This is a genomic window from Streptosporangium heterodermiicola (assembly GCF_051390675.1).
Classification (GTDB): Bacteria; Actinomycetota; Actinomycetes; order Streptosporangiales; family Streptosporangiaceae; genus Streptosporangium.
Genome location: NZ_JBPJSR010000006.1, coordinates 22,987 through 43,553 on the forward strand (window position 1 = coordinate 22,987; position 20,567 = coordinate 43,553).

The 20,567-nt window shown below is 71.7% G+C and carries 17 protein-coding genes; 4 read left to right on the plus strand and 13 right to left on the minus strand.

Going from position 1 to position 20,567, the window contains the following annotated elements; genetic code table 11:
- Positions 1 to 9: 9 nt before the first annotated feature.
- Genes ACSC1Q_RS14615 through ACSC1Q_RS14625 form a run of 3 tightly spaced genes read right to left on the minus strand, consistent with a single transcriptional unit; the run spans position 10 to position 2,994 of the window.
- Entirely contained in the window at positions 10 to 2,139 is a 2,130-nt protein-coding gene (locus tag ACSC1Q_RS14615) for a tetratricopeptide repeat protein (protein WP_436759239.1), read from the minus strand.
- Positions 2,136 to 2,714 (minus strand): RNA polymerase sigma factor, encoded by a 579-nt coding sequence (locus tag ACSC1Q_RS14620; RefSeq protein ID WP_436759240.1) that lies wholly within the window; start codon positions 2,712 to 2,714, stop codon positions 2,136 to 2,138. Before ACSC1Q_RS14620 ends, ACSC1Q_RS14615 begins: the two co-directional genes overlap by 4 nt.
- Position 2,715: 1 nt before the next feature.
- Positions 2,716 to 2,994 (minus strand): hypothetical protein, encoded by a 279-nt coding sequence (locus ACSC1Q_RS14625; RefSeq protein WP_436759241.1) that lies wholly within the window; start codon positions 2,992 to 2,994, stop codon positions 2,716 to 2,718.
- A 302-nt stretch (positions 2,995 to 3,296) separates the two neighbouring features.
- On the opposite strand from ACSC1Q_RS14625, the gene ACSC1Q_RS14630 reads away from it, so the two are divergent.
- Complete coding sequence (locus tag ACSC1Q_RS14630; RefSeq protein WP_436759242.1) at positions 3,297 to 5,015, plus strand: HAD family hydrolase; 1,719 nt, start codon at positions 3,297 to 3,299, stop codon at positions 5,013 to 5,015.
- Positions 5,016 to 5,293: 278 nt separating this feature from the next.
- On the opposite strand, the gene ACSC1Q_RS14635 is transcribed toward ACSC1Q_RS14630, so the two are convergent.
- Positions 5,294 to 5,875 (minus strand): hypothetical protein, encoded by a 582-nt coding sequence (locus tag ACSC1Q_RS14635; protein WP_436759243.1) that lies wholly within the window; start codon positions 5,873 to 5,875, stop codon positions 5,294 to 5,296.
- A gap of 32 nt (positions 5,876 to 5,907) precedes the next feature.
- Between ACSC1Q_RS14635 and ACSC1Q_RS14640 the strand changes: the two genes are divergently transcribed.
- Positions 5,908 to 6,447, plus strand: a complete 540-nt coding sequence (locus ACSC1Q_RS14640) for a MauE/DoxX family redox-associated membrane protein (RefSeq protein ID WP_436759244.1) — start codon at positions 5,908 to 5,910, stop codon at positions 6,445 to 6,447.
- Here ACSC1Q_RS14640 and ACSC1Q_RS14645 read toward each other — a convergent pair.
- Positions 6,430 to 7,557, minus strand: coding sequence for an AfsR/SARP family transcriptional regulator (locus ACSC1Q_RS14645; protein WP_436759245.1), 1,128 nt, complete (start codon positions 7,555 to 7,557; stop codon positions 6,430 to 6,432). The genes ACSC1Q_RS14640 and ACSC1Q_RS14645 overlap by 18 nt on opposite strands.
- 358 nt (positions 7,558 to 7,915) lie before the next feature.
- On the opposite strand from ACSC1Q_RS14645, the gene ACSC1Q_RS14650 reads away from it, so the two are divergent.
- Together ACSC1Q_RS14650 and ACSC1Q_RS14655 are read left to right on the plus strand one after the other, a co-directional pair.
- Positions 7,916 to 9,808, plus strand: a complete 1,893-nt coding sequence (locus tag ACSC1Q_RS14650; RefSeq protein WP_436759246.1) for a propionyl-CoA synthetase — start codon at positions 7,916 to 7,918, stop codon at positions 9,806 to 9,808.
- A gap of 155 nt (positions 9,809 to 9,963) precedes the next feature.
- Positions 9,964 to 12,204, plus strand: coding sequence for a WD40 repeat domain-containing serine/threonine protein kinase (locus tag ACSC1Q_RS14655; RefSeq protein WP_436759247.1), 2,241 nt, complete (start codon positions 9,964 to 9,966; stop codon positions 12,202 to 12,204).
- Here ACSC1Q_RS14655 and ACSC1Q_RS14660 read toward each other — a convergent pair.
- The 8 genes from ACSC1Q_RS14660 to ACSC1Q_RS14695 all read right to left on the minus strand — a co-directional run bounded on the left by ACSC1Q_RS14660 (position 12,201) and on the right by ACSC1Q_RS14695 (position 20,549).
- Positions 12,201 to 13,418, minus strand: a complete 1,218-nt coding sequence (locus ACSC1Q_RS14660; protein WP_436759248.1) for a cation:proton antiporter — start codon at positions 13,416 to 13,418, stop codon at positions 12,201 to 12,203. The genes ACSC1Q_RS14655 and ACSC1Q_RS14660 overlap by 4 nt on opposite strands.
- 68 nt (positions 13,419 to 13,486) lie before the next feature.
- Positions 13,487 to 13,819 carry a hypothetical protein gene (locus ACSC1Q_RS14665; protein WP_436759249.1) on the minus strand — a complete coding sequence of 111 codons (333 nt, stop codon included), beginning with the start codon at positions 13,817 to 13,819 and terminating at the stop codon, positions 13,487 to 13,489.
- An 8-nt stretch (positions 13,820 to 13,827) separates the two neighbouring features.
- Positions 13,828 to 14,994, minus strand: a complete 1,167-nt coding sequence (locus tag ACSC1Q_RS14670; RefSeq protein ID WP_436759250.1) for a DUF418 domain-containing protein — start codon at positions 14,992 to 14,994, stop codon at positions 13,828 to 13,830.
- 162 nt (positions 14,995 to 15,156) lie between these two features.
- Entirely contained in the window at positions 15,157 to 16,197 is a 1,041-nt protein-coding gene (locus ACSC1Q_RS14675) for an N-acetylglucosamine kinase (protein ID WP_436759251.1), read from the minus strand.
- Between the two features lie 5 nt (positions 16,198 to 16,202).
- Entirely contained in the window at positions 16,203 to 17,090 is an 888-nt protein-coding gene (locus tag ACSC1Q_RS14680; RefSeq protein WP_436759252.1) for an alpha/beta hydrolase, read from the minus strand.
- A 170-nt stretch (positions 17,091 to 17,260) separates the two neighbouring features.
- The gene (locus tag ACSC1Q_RS14685; RefSeq protein WP_436759606.1) at positions 17,261 to 18,655 is read right to left on the minus strand and encodes an NAD(P)/FAD-dependent oxidoreductase; all 1,395 of its coding nucleotides are present in this window, start codon (positions 18,653 to 18,655) and stop codon (positions 17,261 to 17,263) included.
- Between the two features lie 200 nt (positions 18,656 to 18,855).
- Positions 18,856 to 19,701 carry an ABC transporter permease gene (locus tag ACSC1Q_RS14690; protein WP_436759253.1) on the minus strand — a complete coding sequence of 282 codons (846 nt, stop codon included), beginning with the start codon at positions 19,699 to 19,701 and terminating at the stop codon, positions 18,856 to 18,858.
- The gene (locus tag ACSC1Q_RS14695; RefSeq protein ID WP_436759254.1) at positions 19,698 to 20,549 is read right to left on the minus strand and encodes an ABC transporter permease; all 852 of its coding nucleotides are present in this window, start codon (positions 20,547 to 20,549) and stop codon (positions 19,698 to 19,700) included. Before ACSC1Q_RS14695 ends, ACSC1Q_RS14690 begins: the two co-directional genes overlap by 4 nt.
- Positions 20,550 to 20,567 lie beyond the last annotated feature (18 nt).

Sequence of the window (20,567 nt, forward strand, 5' to 3'; positions counted from 1 at the left end):
TCCGCTTGGTCAGGCGAGATGGTCGGCGTCGGCGATACGGCCCCGCAGGAGCTCGTTCAGTGCCCGCCGGGTCGCCTCGGTATCGGGGTGGTCGTCGCCCAGGGTTCGGCAGCGGCGCTCGACGACTCGCCGGTAGAGGGACTCCGCCTCGGTCCAGCGGCCCTGGCGGGCGATCGTCCAGGCGAGCTCGTGCAAGGTGAGCAGGGTCTGGGGATGGTCGGTCTCGAGCGTCCGGCGCAGGCTGAGGAGGTGGCGGTACATGGCCTCGGCCTCAGCCCACCTGCCCTGCTTGGCGGTGATCCAGGCGATCTCGTGCTCGGTCTGCAGGGTTTGGGGGTGATCGTCGCGGAGGACGCGCCGCCGGTCCCGTAGAACGTCCTCGAAGGCGGGACGAGCCTCGTCGAGGCGGCCCTGCCTGGCGATCGCGTGGGCCAGCTCGTGGCGCGTGGTCAGGGTGGCCCGCGCGTATGGGCCCAGATGGCGCAGGCTGTCGGACAGGGTGTCCCGGTAGCGCTGCTCGGCCTCCGCCCACCTGCCCAGGCAGGTGGCGACCCACGCGAACTCATGGCGGCTCTCGAGGGTGTCGGGATGGGAGTCGCCGAGGACGCGCAGCCGGATGTCGAGGACCTCCCGGAACATCGTCTCCGCCTGGGTCGGCTCCCCTCCGTAGGCGACCGCCCAGGCGAGGTTGTGCCGCACACTCAGCAGCGCGGGGTGCTCCTCCCCCAGCGCCGCACAGCGTGCCAGGGCGGTCCGGCACAAGATGTCGGCAGCCCTCCCGGCACCGCTGCAGTTGAAGGCTCCGGCCATGTCGGCCGCGGCGTCCATGAGCAGGGCGAGGTGCTCCAGGTCCACGTGTTCGGCGGCATTGTCGAGCAGGGCCAGCAGGTGCTGGCCGAGCAGCCGGTAGTGGGGCCAGTGATCGGGCGACCAGTGGTCCGGCAGGTCGAGCTCCCTCAGCGCACCGGCGAGTTGCTCGACCGCGGTGTGCCAGACCTCCGGTCCTTCGATGTGGGCGCGGTTGGTAGCGGTGACGACGGGGTGGAGCGTGATCGCGGTGGAACCCTTCTGGATCAGTCCCACGCCTCTCAGCCCGTCCAGCGCCTCCTCCAGGCCGGTCATGGGGAGTATGCGCGTCGGGATCGACGTGGATGCGTAGCAACTGGCCAGTCGCAGCAGTTTCCGGGCCTGGGGGACACCGTGGCGGGCCAGCCCGTCCAGGGAGATCTCCGCGGTGCGGGCCACCGTGGTTCCCTCGGCGCCCCCGAGGGCGTGGGCGTATGCGGCGAAGGTCGGCCACTGCGCGGTCTCGGAGCGCAGGTAGGTCCCGGCCAGGGTGAGGGCGAGCGGGAGCCCGTCGAGCCGGCGTGCCAGGGCCTGGGCCTGGGCCTCGTCTCCCGCCTCCGGCGCGAGATCGCGCAGGACCTGGGCGGCGTCGGCCGTACTCAGGCCGTCGACCGTGAAGCGCCGAGCGGCTCCCCACGCGCGCGGGTCGGCCTCCCTGCTGGTCACCACGACCAGGCCGCGATGCGACGCGCGCGCCCAGCCCCTGCTGTCCCGCACCCCCGCGGGCGAGTCGGCCGCGGCGAGTATCCGGGGATCGTCGGCGTTGTCGATGACAAGGAGCCACTCCCGGGGGGCGTTCTCCAGCAGTCGCCAGAGCCGGTCGGGAGCGCCGGCCGCTCCCTTGGTGATCGATTCAAGGTCGGTGTGGGATCCACCCAGGTCACGCGCCACCTCGGCCAGGTCCGCGGAGAATCCGGCCTGGTCGGCGGCGGAGATCCACCACACCTGCCGGTCCCAGCCCCGCGCCTGCTCGGCCAGGGCCGCGGCCAGCGTGGACTTCCCGGTCCCGCCCGGCCCGACGAGGACGGCGGGGCCGTCCCCGGGCCGGCGTGCCAGTGCCACCAGCCTCTCCAGCAGGTCGCGGCGCCCGCGGAGCTCCCCCTGCGGGCTCCGCACCGCGACGGCGGGGGAGAGATCCCATACGGCCTCCTCCACGATGTCGACCTCCCGATCGATCCACGCCCTCAGGTCGTCCAGGCCACGTTGGAGGGGGAAGGGGGGGGACGCCTTGACGGCGTGGGCCAGCCGGTAGACCTCGCCGAACGTGAGCGGAATCGGCTTCTCGTGGTTCATGGGGCGGGCTCCTGTTCTTCCTCGTCGTCGATGAACGGAACCAGATGGCCGACCTCGGCTCTCAGTTGCCTGCGGGCCTCCCGCAGGTGCCCGCGGACGGTGCTCGGAGTCACCCCGAGGTGCTTGGCGACCCGCTCGGTGGTCCACGACTCGCCCCAGACCAGGAACGCGACCTCCTGCCGCGTCGACGGCATCGATTCGATGACCCTCAGGCAACCGGCCAGAGCGATCCAGAATTCGACACGGTCGCCGACGTCGTCGGACCGAGAGGGCGAATGGGGAATGTCGTCGGTCAGGTGGATCACGTCCTGTTTCCTCCGAAGGTCGATCGTCTTGTTCTTGAGCACCCGGCGCAGCCACCTCCTGCGTTCGTCGCGGCCGTACGGGCCGACGTCCCGCCAGGCGAGAATCGCCTCCTGAAAGGTCGTCTGCACGAGATCCCACGCCTCGGACGCACGGTCCCGTAAGACGCAGCGGGCGTACCTGTACAGGTCGTCGGCCTCCTGCCGGTAGAAGTCCTCCACCTGCTCGCGTTGCCTCTTGGTGAGTTTCGGCCGTGGTACGGAGGGCTCCACATCATGTCCTTGACTGCCGTACGCGCTGGTCCGGGTCGGCACCCCAGGCCAGGTGGACGGCCGGTTCCCGCGAGGCGTACCGCCGGATCGTGATCAGCCCCGCAGGGGCTGTGCGGGCGAGGGCGACGAGAGTGCGTCGCGCCTGCCATTCGGCGAGGAGGCGCATCACGGCCCAAGCCGTCAGCGAGCCCGCCATCAGTACGGTCGACTGCCAGATCAAGGCTCCCGCAGCCAGAGCGGTCAGCGCCGCCCATGTGTCGTGTTGGGGGGAAGTCAGCATCACACCTCACTGTCGTGCGACCGGCCCTCGGCGTTTGGTCGCCCCGACGAATTTCTCGGCGCCATGAGGTGTGAGGTCCTCGGTGAGAGTGACGCATCCGGGGGCAATGCGCCTGCCGGTAATTCCATCCGTCCAGGTGACGGCCTTCGCGGTGTATCCCCGGCCCACGGCGATCGTGTGCCTCCGTCGTCGAGCACGCCACACGCCGAATCCACATCCCCGGCGCCACCCGAACGTCTTCTGCCAGGAGAAGTTCACCTCGCGTCCCGTTTCCCTCCCAGGTCCCGGGTAGGTGGCCCGGCATGCGCTATCACGTTCTGGCCTGCGACTACGACGGAACGCTGGCCACCGAGGGCCGCGTCGACGACGACACCCTGGACGCGCTCGAACGCCTCGCCCGCTCGGGGCGGCGGCTGGTCATGGTGACCGGCAGGGAGGTCGACTCGCTGACACGGGACTTCGGGCGGCTGGACCTGTTCGACCTGGTCGTCGCCGAGAACGGGGCCGTGCTCCACCACCCCGGCGAACAGGAGAGCTCGTCCCTCGCGGAGGCGCCCCCCGAGGCCTTCGTCGAGCGCCTGCGCGAGCTGGGCGTGGAACCGCTCAGCGTCGGCTCGGTGATCGTCGCCACCTCCGAACCCCACGCCGGGACCGTGCTCGACACCATCCGCGAGCTCGGCCTGGAGATGCAGGTGATCTTCAACAAGGGCGCGGTGATGGTCCTGCCCTCGGGTGTCAACAAGGCCACCGGCCTCGCCGCCGCCCTGGCCGAGCTGGAGATGTCGGCGCACAGCACGATCGGCGTGGGCGACGCCGAGAACGACCACGCGTTCCTCGCCGCCTGCGAGTGCGCGGTGGCGGTGGCCAACGCGCTCCCCGCCGTCAAGGAGCGGTGCGACCTGGTGACGGAGGGGGAACGCGGCGCCGGGGTCGTCGAGCTGATCGACCGGCTCGTGGACAACGACCTGGCCGACGTGGACGTGGCGCGCCACCGCCTGCCGCTGGGCACCGGCGACGACGGGGAGGTGCGGTTCCCGCCGTACGGCATGCGCGTGCTGGTCGCCGGGCCCTCGCACAGCGGCAAGTCCACCGTCACCGCCGCGCTGCTGGAGCGGATCACCAGGGCCGGCTACCAGTTCTGCCTGATCGACCCCGAGGGCGACTACACCGACGGGGTCGAGGGCGGGTCCGTGCTCGGCGACGTCCGGCGCGCGCCCACCCAGGAGGAGATCCTCCAGGTGCTGCGGGATCCCGGGCAGAGCGTCGTGGTCAACCTGCTGGGGGTGCCCCTCGACGACCGGCCCGGTTTCTTCCAGGACTTCCTGCCCCGCCTGTCGGCGCTGCCGGCCGGCTCCGGGCACCCGCACTGGCTGGTGGTCGACGAGGCCCACCACATGATGCCCGACGGGTTCAAGCTGCAGTCGGTGGAGATGCTGCGCGAGATAGGCGGGATCCTGCTGGTCACCGTGCATCCCGAGGCGGTGAGCGAGGCGGTCGTGCGGACCCTCAACACGGTCGTCGCGGTCGGGGACGAGCCCGGCGGCGTCCTGGGCGCGTTCGCCGCCGCCACCGGCCACGACGCCCCCGGCGGGGATCTCTCCGACCTGCCGACCGGGGACCTGCTGTTCTGGGAGCTCGGCGGCGAGCCGGTCAGGGTGCGGCTGGCCCCGCCGGAGGAGGAACGCCAGAGGCACCGCCGCAAGTACGCGGCCGGCGAGCTCGGCGAGGACTCCAGCTTCTACTTCCGCGGCCCCGAGAAGGCGCTGAACCTGCGCTGCGGCAACCTGAACGCGTTCTGCCGCATCGCCGACGGCGTCGACGAGGACACGTGGAACTATCACCTGCGCCGGGGCGACTACTCGCGGTGGCTCGCGGACAGCGTCAAGGACGAGGAGCTGTCGGCCGAGGTGGCCGAGGTCGAGCAGGACCCCGGCGACTCCGCCGACGACGCCAGGCAGCGGGTGCGCGAGCTCATCGAGGCCCGCTACACCGCCCCCGCCGAACCGAGCGGGATGGTCTGACCCCACGACCGGCCCGGCGATGCCGGGCCCTTCCGGGAGGGCTTGCGCCTTCTCAGGCTCCGCGGTGCTCCTTCGGGTAGCGGACGCGGACAGGTGAGGCCGGTGGGCCGTCCGCGTACGGCCCACCGGGAACAGGCGCGATGACACATGTCCCCGTGACACCGATCGCACCCGGCCACCACGGAGCCCGGCTCGGACGGGGCGATCGCGGAGCTGCGTCCGCCTCGGCCCCCCTTTGCGCGGGCATGTCATGCGGGGCCGTTTAGATTAAATGTAGATCACCGCCGTACGCTCAATTTCCGCGCATTCTGATTGATGAAACAGGCGCTTTCCCGGCTTTTTCTGCCTGCGATCGGACAGCCGCCCCTTTTCCCCGCCGCGTCCGGCCGGGGCGCCTGAGCATTTGCTTCGCACATGCGCCTTGACAACGCCAGGCGCAGCGAGCCGCCGTAATTCCGCCGGACCGAGCAGCGGAAACTCCCGGCGCGAATATCCCGGAAGACGGCCACCGGGTTCCCGAGCACCATGTTTACGTGCTGGGCGACAACCCGGAGACCAGTGCGGACTCGCGCCTGTTCGGGCCCATTCACGTCCACCTGCTCATTGGCGGGGTGATACGCCGGATGCCCGGAAGTTCGAGAAATGGCGGCCGTTCTTCGAATCGCGTTCTCCACGGCGAGCACGCGCCACCTGCCGGACCCGATTCCCGCGAATTCGGGAGGGCGGCGCCCGGAGGGTTCGATGCAATATCTTGAGATCGGCGTCCGCTGCCTGATCGGAACGGTCTTCCTCGCCTCCTGCGCGAGCGAGCTGGTCCGGAGGACGGCCCACCGGGATTTCGTCGCCTCGATCGTCGGCATGCGGCTCCTGCGCCCCGGGCACGTGCGGGGGGGTGGCCGCCGCCGTCGTCTCGGGCGAGGTGGCGGTCTGCGTCCTGATGGTGGTTCCCGGCCCCGTGTCGCACGGGATCGGTTTCGTTCTCGCCGGGACGCTCCTGCTCGCGTTCTCGGCGGCGATCCTCACGGTGGTGCGGAGACGGGTGACCGCGACCTGTCGTTGCTTCGGCCCCTCCACGGTGCCCCTCGGCGAGCGTCACGTCGCCCGGAACGTGGTTCTCGCGCTGTCGGCCGGCCTCGGCTGCGCGGCGACGTTCCAGGGCGGCCCCATGGAGGTGGGCGCGCTGGTCGTCGCCGCTTTCACGGGCCTCGTGCTGGGCGTGGCGGAACCTCGGGCTCAGGCGGTTCGAGGATCCGCGCTTCCTGGACCAGCTCCGCCTCGCGCAGCAGGCCGGCGGCAGCACGTCGAGTCAGGTGGTCGACGGCGTGCTGGGGGTCGTCAGGGCGATCCTGACGATCGGGGGTTTCGTCGGCATCCTGTGGTTCCTGGGCCCGCTCGTCACCGCGCTGTTCCAGTACTACATGCGCAGGGATGACCGAGGGTCACGGCCTGCCCGCCGTACCGGACCCCGAAGCGCGTCACGGACGTTCCCGCGCCTCGTGCACCGCCCGCCGCTCCGCCCGCGCCTGACGTTCCCACTCCTCGTTGCCCAGCCGCTCGGCGAGGGCCGTCGCCTCGGAGACGAAGGTGAGGGCGTCGTCGAGCCGGCCCAGCAGCCGGCACGCCTGCGACAGCCAGGTGAGACAGTGCAACTGGCCGATGAGGTAGTCGGTCGTACGCAGCAGTGCCAGGGCCGCCTCCAGGTGGTGCCGCGCGGCTTCCGGGTCGTCGCTCCCCTGAGGTTGACGAACAGCTGCCCGTCAGGGAAACGGTCATTGACCTGGTGCGCGACCCGTACGGCCGGCGCGGACTTGCCGACGCCCGGCGCGCCGGACACCACGACCAGCGGCGGCGGGGCGACGTCGTCCCGGGGAGCGAGCACCGCCCGCAGCTGGACGGATTCCTCGACGCGGCCGACGAACCCGATCAGGTCGCGGGGCAGCTCCCGCGGCGGCGGCAACCGTGTCTCGACGGTGAGGCGAAGGATGTGCCGGTGGCAGGCGCGCGGTCCCGGGCCGGGGCCCACGCCCAGCTCCTCCGACAGGACCCGCCGCCCCTCCTCGAACACCTTCAGGGCCTCGGCCTGGCGGTCGCATCGATGCAGCGCGAGCGTGAGCAGCTCGCGTACCTTCTCGCGAAGCGGGTGCCGGCGTGTCAGGTCCTGGAGGAGGGGGAGTGCCTCCTTGGGCCGTGACAGGCCCAGGAGCACCTCGGCACGCCGCTCCAGGGCGGCGAGGCGGCCCCCGTGCAGGCCGGCGCGCTCGGCCTCCGCGAACGGGCCGGGAATCCCCGCCGGCGCCTGACCGTTCCACAGCCGCAGTGCCAGGTCGAGGCAGCGCAGCTCACCTTCGAGGTCCCCCGAGTCCTGGGCACGGCGGGAGGCGTCCACGTGGTCGGCGAAGGCGCCCACGTCGGTCTGCCGGTGATGCAGCCGCAGCACGTAGCCGGTCGCGGTGCGCGCCAGCACGGCGGAATGCTCATGGCGGCCCCGGCCGGGTTCGAGCACCCGCCGCAGGCCCGCGACGTAGGTGTAGACGCTCTGCACCGCGGTGCGCGGTGACCCCTCAACCCCACAGGGCGTCGATCAGCTGGCTCAGCGACACCACCCGCCGGGAGGCAGGGCCAGCACGGCCATGATCGCCTGTTGACGCGGCGGGCCGAGATCGAGATCCATCCCGTCCTGGGATCCCGCCACAGGTCCAAGAAGGCGAATGAAGGTTCCCTCAGCCACACCCGCTCCGCAACCGTGTCGACCGCTACCACCGGAGCCTAGCTACAAGATCCCGAAAAAATAAACCCCGAGCCGCCTCGAAAGTCCGCGGCTCCGCCGGGAGCCGTTCTCCGTGCGCGAAGGCCGGAGAGGGGCCTCGACCCGGGCGTGCGGGGAAGAGCATGATGGCCTGATGTCGTACGCTGACGCCTTCGCCCGCAGCATCGCCGATCCCGAGGACTTCTGGGCCGAGGCCGCCGAGGCGGTCACCTGGAGCAGGCCACCGCGCGAGGTGCTGGACGCGGGGGCGCCGCCCTTCTACCGGTGGTTCCCCGACGGGGAGCTGAACACCTGCCACAACGCGCTGGACCGGCACGTCGACGCGGGTCACGGCGACCGGGTCGCGCTGATCCACGACAGCCCGGTGACGGGCACCGGCAGGCGTTACACGTACGCCGAGCTGCGCGACGAGGTGGCGCGGTTCGCCGGGGTGCTGCGGTCGCTCGGGGTGGAGCAGGGCGACCGGGTGGTGGTCTACCTGCCGATGGTGCCCGAGGCGGTGATCGCGATGCTGGCGTGCGCGCGGCTGGGGGCGGTGCACTCGGTGGTGTTCGGCGGGTTCGCGCCCAAAGAGCTGGCGGCCAGGATCGACGACGCGCGTCCCAAGGTGGTCGTGTCGGCCTCCTGCGGGATCGAGCCCACGCGCGTGGTGCCGTACAAGCCGATGCTCGACGCCGCGCTCGGCCTGGCCGCGCACGCGCCCGCGCACTGCGTGATCCTGCAGCGCGAGCAGGCCCCCGCCGAGCTGGTGGAGGGGCGGGACGTCGACTGGGCGAGCGCGAAGGCCGAACCGGCCGACTGCGTGCCGGTGCGGGCGACCGACCCGCTCTACATCCTCTACACCAGCGGTACCACCGGCCTGCCGAAGGGCGTCGTGCGCGACAACGGCGGGCACGCGGTGGCGCTGCTGTGGAGCATGGCCAACGTCTACGACATCGCGCCGGGCGAGGTGTTCTGGGCGGCCTCCGACGTCGGCTGGGTCGTCGGGCACTCCTACATCGTGTACGGGCCGCTGCTGCGCGGCGCCACCACCGTGCTGTACGAGGGCAAGCCGGTCGGCACCCCCGACGCGGGCGCGTTCTGGCGGGTGATCGCCGAGCACCGGGTGACCGCGCTGTTCACGGCGCCGACCGCGTTCCGCGCCATCAGGAAGGCCGACCCCGAGGCGGCCCTGCTCGGCGGGTACGACATCTCGTCGCTGCGGACGCTGTTCCTCGCCGGGGAGCGCCTGGACCCCGACACCTACCACTGGGCGGCCGGGAGGCTGGGCGTGCCGGTCGTCGACCACTGGTGGCAGACCGAGACCGGCTGGCCCGTCGCCGCCAACCCGCGCGGGCTGGAGCCCATGCCGGTCAAGCCCGGCTCCCCCACCGTGCCCGTCCCCGGATACGACGTGCGCGTGCTGCGTGCCTCGGGCGACGAGTGCGCCCCGGGTGAGGAGGGCGCGATCTGCATCCGGCTCCCGCTCCCGCCGGGCACCCTCCCCACCCTCTGGCAGGACGACGAGCGCTACGTGCGGTCCTACCTGTCGGCCTTCCCCGGCTACTACCTGACCGGCGACGGCGGCCACCTCGACGAGGACGGCTACCTGTTCGTGATGGGCCGCACCGACGACGTGATCAACGTGGCCGGGCACCGGCTGTCGACCGGGTCCATGGAGGCGGTACTGGCCGCGCATCCGGCGGTGGCCGAGTGCGCGGTCATCGGGGTCGCCGACGAGCTGAAGGGGCAGGTGCCGCGCGGTTTCGTGGTGCTCAAGAGCGGGGTGGAGATCGCCCCGGAGACCCTGCGGGCCGAGCTGGTCCTGGCCGTCCGCGAGCAGGTGGGCGCCGTGGCGGCCTTCCGGCAGGTGGACGTGGTCCCGGCCCTGCCGAAGACCAGGTCGGGGAAGATCCTGCGCAAGACCATGCGCGGCATCGCGGAGGGCTCCGACGAGCCCGCCCCCTCGACCATCGAGGACGCGACGGTGCTGGACGTGCTGCGCCCCATCATCGGGCGCCGCACCGCCGGGGACGGCCGGAAATAGGAAACGACACGAAATCTCACCGGCCGGAATTTCCCAAGGTCACCCCGGGTCTTCCCGGGAGTTCACGAGATGGCCGGCCCACGCTCGGCATCATCACGGTCACAATCAGTTCCTCTCCTCCACTCGCGGCACTATGACGTCGTTAAAGTCTCTTTGTGGCGAATGACGCGGGCAGGCTGGTCGCCGGGCGATATCGGCTGATGGACGTGCTGGGCCGCGGCGGGATGGGCACGGTGTGGCGGGCGCGGGACGAGAGCCTGCACCGCCAGGTGGCGATCAAAGAACTCATCCTCCCCGACTACCTGGACGTCTCCGCGCGCGAGATGCTCTACAAGCGGATGCAGCGCGAGGCCCGCGCCGCGGCGCAGCTGAAGCACCCGTCGATCATCACCGTGCACGACCACGTCGTCGAGGCCGACGGCAGCCCGTGGATCGTGACAGAGATCATCGACGGGCCCTCGCTGGACGAGGTGCTGAGAACCGAGGGGCGCCTGCCGCCCCGGCGGGTGGCGGCGATCGGCGGGCAGATCCTCGCGGCGCTGGCGGTCGCGCACGCCGCCGGGATCACCCACCGCGACATCAAACCCGCCAACGTCCTGCTCGAAGGCGAGCGGGTCGTGCTGACCGACTTCGGGATCGCCGCCGTCGAGGGAGACGTCACGCTCACCGGCGCCGGTGTCACCCTGGGCACCCCCGCCTTCATCTCCCCCGAGCAGATCAACGGCCACCCCGCCACCGCGGCGTCGGACCTGTGGTCGCTGGGCGCCACCCTGTACGCCGCGGTCGAGGGCCGCCGGCCGTTCAGCGGCACGACGCACGGATCGGTCTACGTCTCGATCGTCACCCGGCCGCCCGCCCCGCCCGTGCACGCCGGTCCTCTCGCCCCCCTCCTGGAGGGGCTGCTGCGCAAGGACCCCTCCCTCCGCCTCACCGGCCCCCAGGCCGCCGTCGCGCTCGCCGAGATCGCCGCCACCCCGGCCCCCCGCGAGTCCTCCGCCGGATCGCGGCCGGACGACGCCGAGACCCGGATCGCCGACCGCCCCGCTCTCCCCACGCCGCCCCCTCCTCTCCCTCCTCCCTTGCCGACCGAGCCGTACGCCACCGCACGCCAGGAGGAACGGCCCGTCACCCTGCCGCTCACCGCCCTGTCGCCCCCGGTCCCGTCCTCCAGCGCCTCGTCCCCCACCGCCTCGCCGCCCACCGCCGCGCTCGTGCTCGCGGCCACGGAGATCCCGGCGCGCGCCCCCCGGAAGCGGCTCCGCCCGGCGATCGTCGTGGTCGCGGCTCTCCTGGTCACCGCCGCCACGGTGGCCTACCTGCTCCGGCCCGGGACGGGCCCCGCGACCGTGACCTCCGTCGCCCAGCTCAGGGGACACACGGAAACGGTGAACGCGGTGGCCTACAGCCCCGACGGCGGGACGCTGGTCAGCGGCGGCGGTGACGGCGAGGTGATCATGTGGGACACGCGAACCCGGCGCCCTGCCGGCGATCCGTTGAAGGGCCACACCAGGGCGGTGCAGGCGATGGCGTTCAGCCCGGACGGCGGGCTCCTGGCCAGTGCCGGCAGCAACGGCGACGGAACCGACCCCGGCGACCACACGGTGGTCCTGTGGGACACACGGACCCGCCGGCCGGTCGGCGACCCCCTGACCGGCCACGTCAACTGGGTGGAGGCGGTCGCCTTCAGCCCCGACGGCAAGACCCTCGCCACCGGCAGCAGCGACAGAACAGCGATCGTGTGGGACACCGCGACCTGGCAGCCGGTCGGCGCCCCCCTCACCGGCCACAACGACTGGGTACAGGCGGTCACCTTCAGCCCCGACGGCAAGACCCTCGCCACCGTCGGCGACGACATGACGGCGATCATGTGGGACACCGCGACGTGGCAGCCGGTCGGCGCCCCCCTCACCGGCCACACCGGCTCGGTGCTGTCGGTCGCCTTCAGCCCCGACGGCAAGACCCTCGCCACCGGCAGCGGCGACAGAACAGCGATCGTGTGGGACACCGCGACCCGGAAGCCGATCGGTTCCCCGCTCACCGGCAATCCCGGCGAGATCCACACTCTCGCGTTCAGCCCGGACGGCGCCACCCTGGCCGTGGGCACCGGTTCCGTCGTCCGGCTGTGGGACACGCGAACCTGGAAGCCGGTCGGCGGCCCGCTCACCGGCCACACCGCGTCGGTGTGGTCGCTCGCGTTCAGCCCCGACGGCAAGACCCTCGCCACCGCCGGTGACGACACCACGGTGATCCTGTGGGACACCTCCTCGTCGGCCGGGACGGGCACGACCGTTCCGTGGCCGTGGCTCGCCGGAGCGGGCGTGCTCGTCGCGGCGGTGGTGGCGGGAGCGATGGTGATCCCGCGGCGCCGTGGCAGGCGGACTCCGGCGGCCTCCTAGGGGACAGGTTCCCGGTCCCCGGTCTCCACCGGGTCCGTCTCGGTACGGCGCCTCCCGCCGGGGAGCAGCCGGGAGATCTGCTCGGAGCGGCTCGCGACCAGCGGGCCCAGCAGGGCGAGGATGAGCACGTACCCGGCGATGAACGGGGCGAGCCTGCCGTCCAGCCCGGCGGCGAGCGCCATGGTGGCCAGGACCAGGGCGAACTCGCCGCGCGAGAGCACGGTCAGCGAGATGTTGACCGCCTCCGCCCGGCCGAACGCGTTGAGCCTCGCCGCCAGCACCCCGGCCGCGACGTTGAGCACCACCGTGACCAGCACCGCGATCGTGATGGGCCAGGCCACCGAGAGCATGTCGCCCGGTTCGATGGACAGGCCGAAGGCGAAGAAGAACAGCGCGGCGAAGGCGTCCCTGAGCGGGTGGACGAGCTGCCGGATGCGCGGGGCGGCCCTGCTGGAGCTCAGGATGAGCCCGATCATGAAGGCGCCGATGGCGTCGGAGACGCCCAGCTCCTCGGCGATCCCGGCGGTGAAGATCGCCAGGCCGGTGAACATCACCACCAGCAGTTCCTCGTCCCTGGTGGTGACCAGCTTGTTGACGAACCGCGTACCCCAGCGTGCCAGGGCGGTCAGCGCGATGAGGAAGGCGAACGCCTTGCCGAAGGAGAGCGCGGCGGCGCCGAAACTGTCGGCTCCGCTGAGGACCGGCTGCAGCACGGCGAGGTAGAGCGCGAGGAAGACGTCCTCGACGACGATGATCCCGAGGATGAGGCGGCTCTCGGGGTTGCCGAGGCGTCCCATGTCGACCAGGAGCTTGGTCACGATCGCCGAGGAGGAGATGCCGATCACCCCGGCCAGGACCATCGCCTCCCTGGTCCCCCAGCCCACGGCGAAGCCGAAGGCCAGGCCGCCTCCGACGTTGAGCACGATGTAGCCGACCCCGGCCAGCACCAGGCGCCTGCCTCCCGCCACCAGGTCGTCGAGGGAGAACTCCAGGCCGAGGTAGAACAGCAGGAAGATCAGGCCGAGCGCGGCGATCACCTTCAGGTCCGCCGGGTTCTCCACGAGGGCGAGACCGGGCGTGTGCGGGCCGAAGATGATGCCCGCCAGCATGAACAGGGGGATGGTCGGCAGCCCTATCCGGGTGCCGAGCCTGGCGATGATCCCGGCGGCGAGGAAGGAGCCGCCGAGCGCGACGAGAGCGTCACCCAGTGCCATCCGGCCCTCCCCCGGGGACGACCGCGGGCATGGCGAACACACATTCGTGGAACATGGAAAAACCTCCGTCAAACGATCTCGGGCGGGAACCTCTGCTGATCGCTTGACGGGGGCGCTCGGGGCGAGCTGTCGTCGTACAGGGTGTGCGTGGCCGGGACCGGCCAGGCGGGCAGCGGGACGACCCGCGCCGACGGGTCCGGCGGGGCGAGACCCGGGCCGGGCGGGCACAGGTCGCAGGCCGGCGCGTGGGGGGCCGCGGGAGCGAAGCCGACCCCGCTGGCCAGCGTGATCGCGGCGCCGGGGACGGCGGGATGATGGGCGGGCCCCGGCAGCGGGGCGTACACGAGGGCGATCAGGGAAAGCAGAAGGGCCGCGACCGTACCGGCGACCCTTCGCGACAAACCATGCCCTAACGTTTTGTGGAAACTTCTACTATTTTATCAGAGTTCTTCGAGCGCCCCTGCGGCAGCAGGTACGCCCACTGCCAGAGCGTCTCGACGGGACCGCGTTCGAAGCGCCGCAGCCACAGCGTGGACAGCGTCATGAAGAGCGCGCAGATGCCCGCCCAGGCCGCCAGGACCCACCACGGCCGCAGGCCGTCGAGCGACGCGGCCAGGCCGAGCCCCCAGCCGTAGCAGAGCGCCGACGCGACCAGGTTCTGGAGGATGTAGGAGCTCAGCGCGGTACGGCCGACGTTGGTCAGCCCTCGCCTCAGCACGCCGGGGGCGCCGGTCGCCCGCCGCGCGAGGGTCGCGACGAGGCCGAGCAGGCCCAGCGCCACCAGCGGGGGGAGCAGATACCGGTCCACCAGGAACCAGCCGGGGCCCGCGAAGGCGGTGACCAGGTTGAGCGGCAGGGCCACGGCGAGCCCGGCGACCATGAGCCCGCGGCGCAGCGCGGCCCCCCGCTCCGAGTCCTCGAACACCCCGGCGCGCATCAGCCGGGAGCCGAGCAGGAACAGCACGATGCCCATCGGGACGATGAGGACGATCTCGATCCGGTAGAGGCCGATCATCTCGATCCGGGCGGCGACCTGCTGCGGGTAGGTGCCGTCCGTGAAGAGCGTGGAGGACTCCGGCGCCCCGCCCGTGCTCGCCTGGTCGGTGAGCATGCCGAGGGTGAGCAGGCCGATCAGCGCGGCGAACACCGCCCCGACGGTGATCATCCATGCCTTGACCGCGCGGTCGCTCCTGCCGATCAGGTACGCCACGATGACCGAGGTCAGCGCGTAGCCCATCAGCACGTCGAACTCGAAGATCAGCAGGTAGTGGATCAGGCCCTCGACGAACAGCAGCCCGGCCCGCCACAGGTACCAGCCGGGCCACGGCACGCCCCGGCGCGCGGCCGAGCGGTACTGGAGTTCGAGCCCGACCCCGAAGAGCAGGGTGAGCAGCGCGAGGAACTTGCCGTTGGTGAGGAAGCGGAGGAAGGTCTCCACCGTCCCCGGCCGCCCCAGCGCCCCGATGACGTCGGCGGGACCCCCGGGATCGGTGAAGATCCAGATGTTCGTGCCCAGGGTGCCGACGATGGCGATCCCCCTGAGCAGGTCGAGCACTTCTATGCGGCGACTTGTCACGCCTTCCACGATCCCGCCCGATGGGCCCGCGGACATCGTCACGCGGGCCCATCCGAGGCGTACATCGATGTATGTACCCGCCTCGGATTCCGGCCCACCGGACCGGTCTCGGAACCGGAGCCCGGCCGGTCCTCTGACCCTGTTCAGGCCCCCGGAACCCGCTCAGTCCCCGGAGACGACGCGGGCGTGCAGCCGGGCGGCGGTCGCCGGGTCCCAGCCGAACGCCTTCCGGCCGGCCAGCCAGGCCGCCGCCCCCGCGCCGTCGCCCGCGAGGACCGTCGAGGGCCCCAGCCTCTCCCGTACGGCGGAGGCGACCGGTCCCTCGCTGGTCAGCACGCTCCCGGCCAGCACGATCGGGGTCGTCTCGCCCGCCTGCCGGACCTCGGCCACCGTCTCGCAGAGCAACCGGGCCCCGGTGGACACGATCTCCAGGGCGGCCGGGTCCCCCTCCGCCGCCGCGCGGCTGACGAGCGGGGCGAGCCGGGCCAGCTCCAGCGGGGGCCGCGACTGCGCGCGGACCACCAGCCTGATCGCGAGCGCCCGCATCGCCTCCACCGAACCCGCCGAACCCGCCGAACCGGCCGAACCGGCCGAGCCCGCGGAACCGGCCGTACCGGCACCCATCTCGACGACCCCCGTCCCCGGGATCTCCTCCTCCAGGAGGGCGCCCGTGACGAGGCGGGTGAGCGTGCCGTCCGCGTCGCCCCGGCTGAGGGCGTGGGCGGCGGCACCGGCCGCCTCCCTGCCCAGCCAGAACCCGGAGCCCCGGTCGCCGAGCAGCCAGCCGAGCCCGTCGGCGATCATCACCGGCTCGCCGTCCTCGATCCTGGCGGCGATCGCCCCGGTCCCGGCGATGAGCGCGGTGCCGCGCGGTTCGGCCGTACCGGCGGCGAAGGCGATGCCCAGGTCGCCGGTGAGCCGGGGCGGGACCCGCAGCCCGGCGGCGGCCCACATGGGGTCGAACACCAGCCGGTCCAGCGCCCCGCCGCCCGCCAGCCCGACGACCGCCCCGGCCACCAGGCCCGGGTCGATCCCGCGCAGGGCTAGCTCCACCGCCAGGCCGATGTTGGCCACCGCGACGGCGTTGCCGTGGGCCGCGGGATTGCCTCCCGGAGCCCTCCCGTACCCGGCCCGCCGCCCCGAGGCGTCGAGCAGGAGGGCCCGCGAGGAGGTCCCGCCGACGTCCAGCCCGAGGACGTACATCGCGTTCAGAGGTGCTCGCCGAAGAACGCGGTGACGGCCTCGACCGCCCGGGTGACGTGCGGTTCGGTGTCGTAGAGGTCGATGTGCAGCTTGGCGTCCAGCCAGACGAGCCGCTTGGGCTCGTCCATCCGCCGGTACGCCTCCTCGGCGCCCTCGGGCGAGCAGAAGCGGTCGACCACGCCGTGCACGATCAGGCCGGGCTTGGGCGACAGGAAGTCGGCGCCCGTCATGTTGTCCACGGTGATCAGCTCGCGGACGGAGGCCCGGGTGACCTCGTTGCGCCAGTGCTCCGAGGCGCTCCTGGAGGTGCCGTAGTAGGCGAACGGCTCGTCGCCCGGCATCGCCGCCTCCCCCTCCTCGGCCACCACGGGCAGGTACTCCACCTCACCGCCCCCGTCCTGGCGCTCCAGCACCTCTGTGAACGAGGCCAGCGCCTGCTGGTACCCCGAGGGCGACATCCCGGCGCGCATGCCGTAGGGGTTGTTGTAGGCCCCCGCGACGCCCGCGAACGCCTTCACCCGGGGGTCGAACGCGGCGAACCTGAGCGCGTAGCCCCCGCCGAGGCAGATCCCGACCGCGCCGATCCTGTCGCCGTCCACCTCGGGACGCGAGCGCAGCAGCGAGACCGCGGCCCGCAGGTCCTCCAGCTTGCCCTGGGCGTCCTCGTGGTTGCGCGGCTCCCCGCCCGACTCCCCCCAGTTGCGGTGGTCGAAGGCGAGTGTCGCGTATCCCGCCTCGGCCAGCCGGGCGGCGTACAGGCCGGTGACCTGGTCGCGGGTGCCGGTGAACGGGCCCGTGAGGACCAGGGCGGGGTGCGGGCCCGGCGCCGCCGGAATCCGCAGGTCGCCGACGAGGGTGATCCCTCCGGCGGTGAACTTCACCTTTTCGGACATGCTCCAAGTCTGTACGGCCCGCGCGACGGAAGCCAGCGGGTTCCCCGTCCGGCCCCGTCCCCGGCGTCCCCGGCGCCCCCGGCGTCCCCTGAAGTCCCCGCTCCCGTCCGGGCCTGAGCCGGGAACGGGAACGGGAACAGCCCTCGGAAACCTCGGAGCGCCCGGGAACCTCAGGAGTCGAAGCCGAGACCCATCCGGTCCAGGGTCCGCAGCCAGAGGTTGCGGCGCCCCTGGTGCAGGTCGGCCTGGGCGATCGACCAGCGGGTCATCTGGATCCCGGCCGAGCGGACCGGCTCGGGCGGGAACGGGACGGGCTTCTCCTTGACCATCCGGAGCTCGGTCCGCTCGGTCCGCTCTCCGGCGAGCAGGTCGAGCATGACGTTCGCCCCGAACCGGGTCGCGCCGACGCCCATGCCGGTGTATCCGGCCGCGTAGGCGAGACGCCCGCCGTGCGACTGGCCGTAGAAGGCGCTGAACCGGCTGCAGGTGTCGATCACGCCGCCCCACCTGTGGGTGAAGCGCAGCCCGGCCAGCTGGGGGAACGTGGTGGAGAAGTGTTCCGCCAGCTTGACGAAGGTCTCGTCGCGCTGCTCGTACTCGGGCTTGATCATGCCGCCGTTGTAGTAGACCGCGTCGTAACCGCCCCAGAGGATCCGGTTGTCCTCGGTCAGCCGGTAGTAGTGGAACTGGTTGGCCGCGTCGCCGACCCCCTGCCGGTTGTGCCAGCCCACCGAGGCCAGCTCGTCGGCCGAGAGCGGCTCGGTCATCAGCGCGTAGTCGTAGACCGGCACCAGGAAGTGCCTCAGCCGCCGCAGCAGCGGCTGGAACACTCCGGTGCCGAGGGCGACCTTGCGCGCCCTGACGCTGCCGTGCGGGGTGATCAGGTCCAGGCTCGTCGGGGTGTCCCTCATCGTGCGTACCGGCGTGCGCTCGTAGATGCGCACGCCCACCGAGAGGCAGGCCTGCCGGAGCCCCCAGGCCAGCCGGGCGGGGTCGAGCATGGCGCAGCCGTCGCGCTCCCAGTGGCCCCCGATGTACGTGGGCGAGTTCACCTCCGCCCGCACCTGTTCCTCGTCGAGGACGTCGAAGCGGGCGCCCAGGTCGCGGGCGACGCCGACGTTGCGGTTCATCTCCTCCAGCTGCCACGGCTCGGTGGCCACGTGCAGCTCGCCGGTGCGCTCGTAGCCGCAGTCGATGCCGTACCCGGCGACCGCCTCGCCGATCTCGTCGAGGTTGTCGAGGCCGAGGCGTTCGAGCGTGGAGATCTCCTCGGGCCAGCGCTCCAGCCCGTTGGCGATGCCGTGGGTCAGCGTGGCCATCGCGAAGCCGCCGTTGCGGCCGGACGCCGCCCAGCCGACCCTGCGTCCCTCAAGGAGGACGACGTCGAGCGAGGGGTCGCGTTCCTTCGCCATCAGGGCGGTCCAGAGCCCCGAGAAGCCGCCGCCGACCACCGCCAGATCGGCGGAGGTCTCGCCGAAGAGCCGCGCGAGCGGCTCGGGTTTCGCCGGACTGTCGAGCCAGTACGGCTTGCGCTCCGCGTCAGCAAGAGCCTTCAGCGGATCCACAAATCTCACTTCCCTACGTGAGTCAGGTTGTCCATGTGTGTATCGCGTGGTCACGAGGATCACGCGCGGGTTCCCCCCGCCTGGGTCCGATCTCGCCTCCCTGTTCTCTGCCGGGAACTGTTCTTCTTCTGGCGCCGCCCGGGAGCCCGGGTACACCGAAGCCCCGTGCCACCCGGTGAGGGCACGGGGCTCGGCGGCGACTAGGTGCGGCGGCGCGCGGTGACCGTGTTGACCACGGCGATGGCGACGCCTACCGCGAATATAAGCGTTCCGAGGATGTTGACCTGAGGCGGCACCCCGATACGGGTGGCCCCCCAGATCCACAGCGGGAACGTCTGGGTCGCGCCGCTGGTGAACTGGGTGATCACGAAGTCGTCGATGGAGAGGGCGAAGGCGAGCAGCGCGCCCGAGACGACGCCGGGCAGGATCATCGGGAAGGTGATCCGCCAGAACGTGATCCAGGTGGACGCGCCGAGGTCGCGCGCCGCCTCCTCGATCGACCGGTCGAGCCCGATCACCCGGGCCCGTACGGTGATCGCCACGAAGGAGAGCGAGAACAGCACGTGCGCGACGACCACGGTCGCGAAGCCGGTCTGCACGCCGACGCTGATGAACAGCGACAGCAGCGAGGCGCCCATCACCAGCTCGGGCGAGGCGATCGCGGCGAACATCACCAGGTTGGTGGCGCCCTGCCCGCGGAACCGGTAGCGGCCCAGGGCGAGGCCCATGAGCGTGCCGAGCAGCGTCGTGATCACCGTGGAGAGCAGGGCGATGAGGACGGAGTTGCGCACCGCAGCGAGCAGCTCGGGATACTCGTCCAGGCGGCCCCACCACTTGAGGGTGAAGCCCTGCCAGGTCACGTTCGACTTGCTCTGGGTGTCGTTGAAGCCGAACACGATCATGACGGCGATCGGCAGGAACAGCCAGATCAGGATCAGCCACACGTAGCCGAAGAGCAGCCGGTCGCCCAGCCGCCTGCCCCCGCGCGGCCTCCGCGCGGCGGGCGCGTCCGCCACCGGGGCCTCCGTGACGTCGATGGTGGTCATCGGGCCGCCGCCTCCAGGACGTTCTCGGTGCCGAGCGCCTTGGCGTAGGCGAAGATGCCGACCAGCATCGCCGCCATCAGCGTGAACGACAGCGCGGCGGCGGTCGGGTAGTCGTTGTTGACCAGATACTCGGTCTGGATGATGTTGCCGATCATCGTGTTCTCCGGCCCGCCGAGGATGCCCGCGTTGACGTAGTCGGCGGTCATCGGGACGAACGTCATCAGCACCCCGGCGAACACGCCCGGCAGCGAGAGCGGCAGCACGATCCTGGTGAACGCCTCGCGCCTGGCCGCGTAGAGGTCCTGGGCGGCCTCGACCACCTTGGGGTCGACCCGCTCCAGCGCGACGTAGATCGGCAGGATCATGAACGGCAGGTAGTTGTAGACCAGCCCGCCGATCACCGCGAACGTCGTCTGCAGCACGTGGAAGTCCTCGGGCAGCAGCCCGGCCGACTTCAGCGGCCCCAGCAGCATGCCGTCGTCGGCGAGCAGGAACCTCCACGACACCGTGCGCAGCACGAACGACACGAAGAACGGCAGCAGCACCAGCAGCAGGTAGGTGGACTTGCGGCTGCCGCCCTTGAAGGCGATCCAGTAGGCCATCGGGTAGGCCAGCGCGATGGAGATCACGGTCGCCACCAGCCCGTACCCGGCCGAGCGCAGGAACTGCGTCTGGTACTGCGTCAGGGCGTCGCCGTACACCGAGAAGTTGAACGTCTGGACGAATCCGTCGACCACGTTGCCCTCCTGGGTGGAGACCGAGGCCATGAAGACCATCGGGACCACCAGGAAGATCGCGAGCCAGAGTCCGCCGGGCAGGATGAGCAGGTAGGGGGCGAGGCGTTTCACCGGCCGCTGGCCCCTTCC

Excerpts from the sequence above, each read along its gene's own strand:
- ACSC1Q_RS14615 (WP_436759239.1), bottom strand. The coding sequence starts at position 2,139 with ATGAACCACGAGAAGCCGATTCCGCTCACGTTCGGCGAGGTCTACCGG.
- ACSC1Q_RS14680 (WP_436759252.1), bottom strand. The coding sequence starts at position 17,090 with ATGTCCGAAAAGGTGAAGTTCACCGCCGGAGGGATCACCCTCGTCGGC.
- ACSC1Q_RS14675 (WP_436759251.1), bottom strand. The coding sequence starts at position 16,197 with ATGTACGTCCTCGGGCTGGACGTCGGCGGGACCTCCTCGCGGGCCCTC.
- ACSC1Q_RS14635 (WP_436759243.1), bottom strand. The coding sequence starts at position 5,875 with ATGCCGACGATCGAGGCGACGAAATCCCGGTGGGCCGTCCTCCGGACC.
- ACSC1Q_RS14650 (WP_436759246.1), top strand. The coding sequence starts at position 7,916 with ATGTCGTACGCTGACGCCTTCGCCCGCAGCATCGCCGATCCCGAGGAC.
- ACSC1Q_RS14625 (WP_436759241.1), bottom strand. The coding sequence starts at position 2,994 with ATGCTGACTTCCCCCCAACACGACACATGGGCGGCGCTGACCGCTCTG.
- ACSC1Q_RS14660 (WP_436759248.1), bottom strand. The coding sequence starts at position 13,418 with ATGGCACTGGGTGACGCTCTCGTCGCGCTCGGCGGCTCCTTCCTCGCC.
- ACSC1Q_RS14690 (WP_436759253.1), bottom strand. The coding sequence starts at position 19,701 with ATGACCACCATCGACGTCACGGAGGCCCCGGTGGCGGACGCGCCCGCC.
- ACSC1Q_RS14630 (WP_436759242.1), top strand. The coding sequence starts at position 3,297 with ATGCGCTATCACGTTCTGGCCTGCGACTACGACGGAACGCTGGCCACC.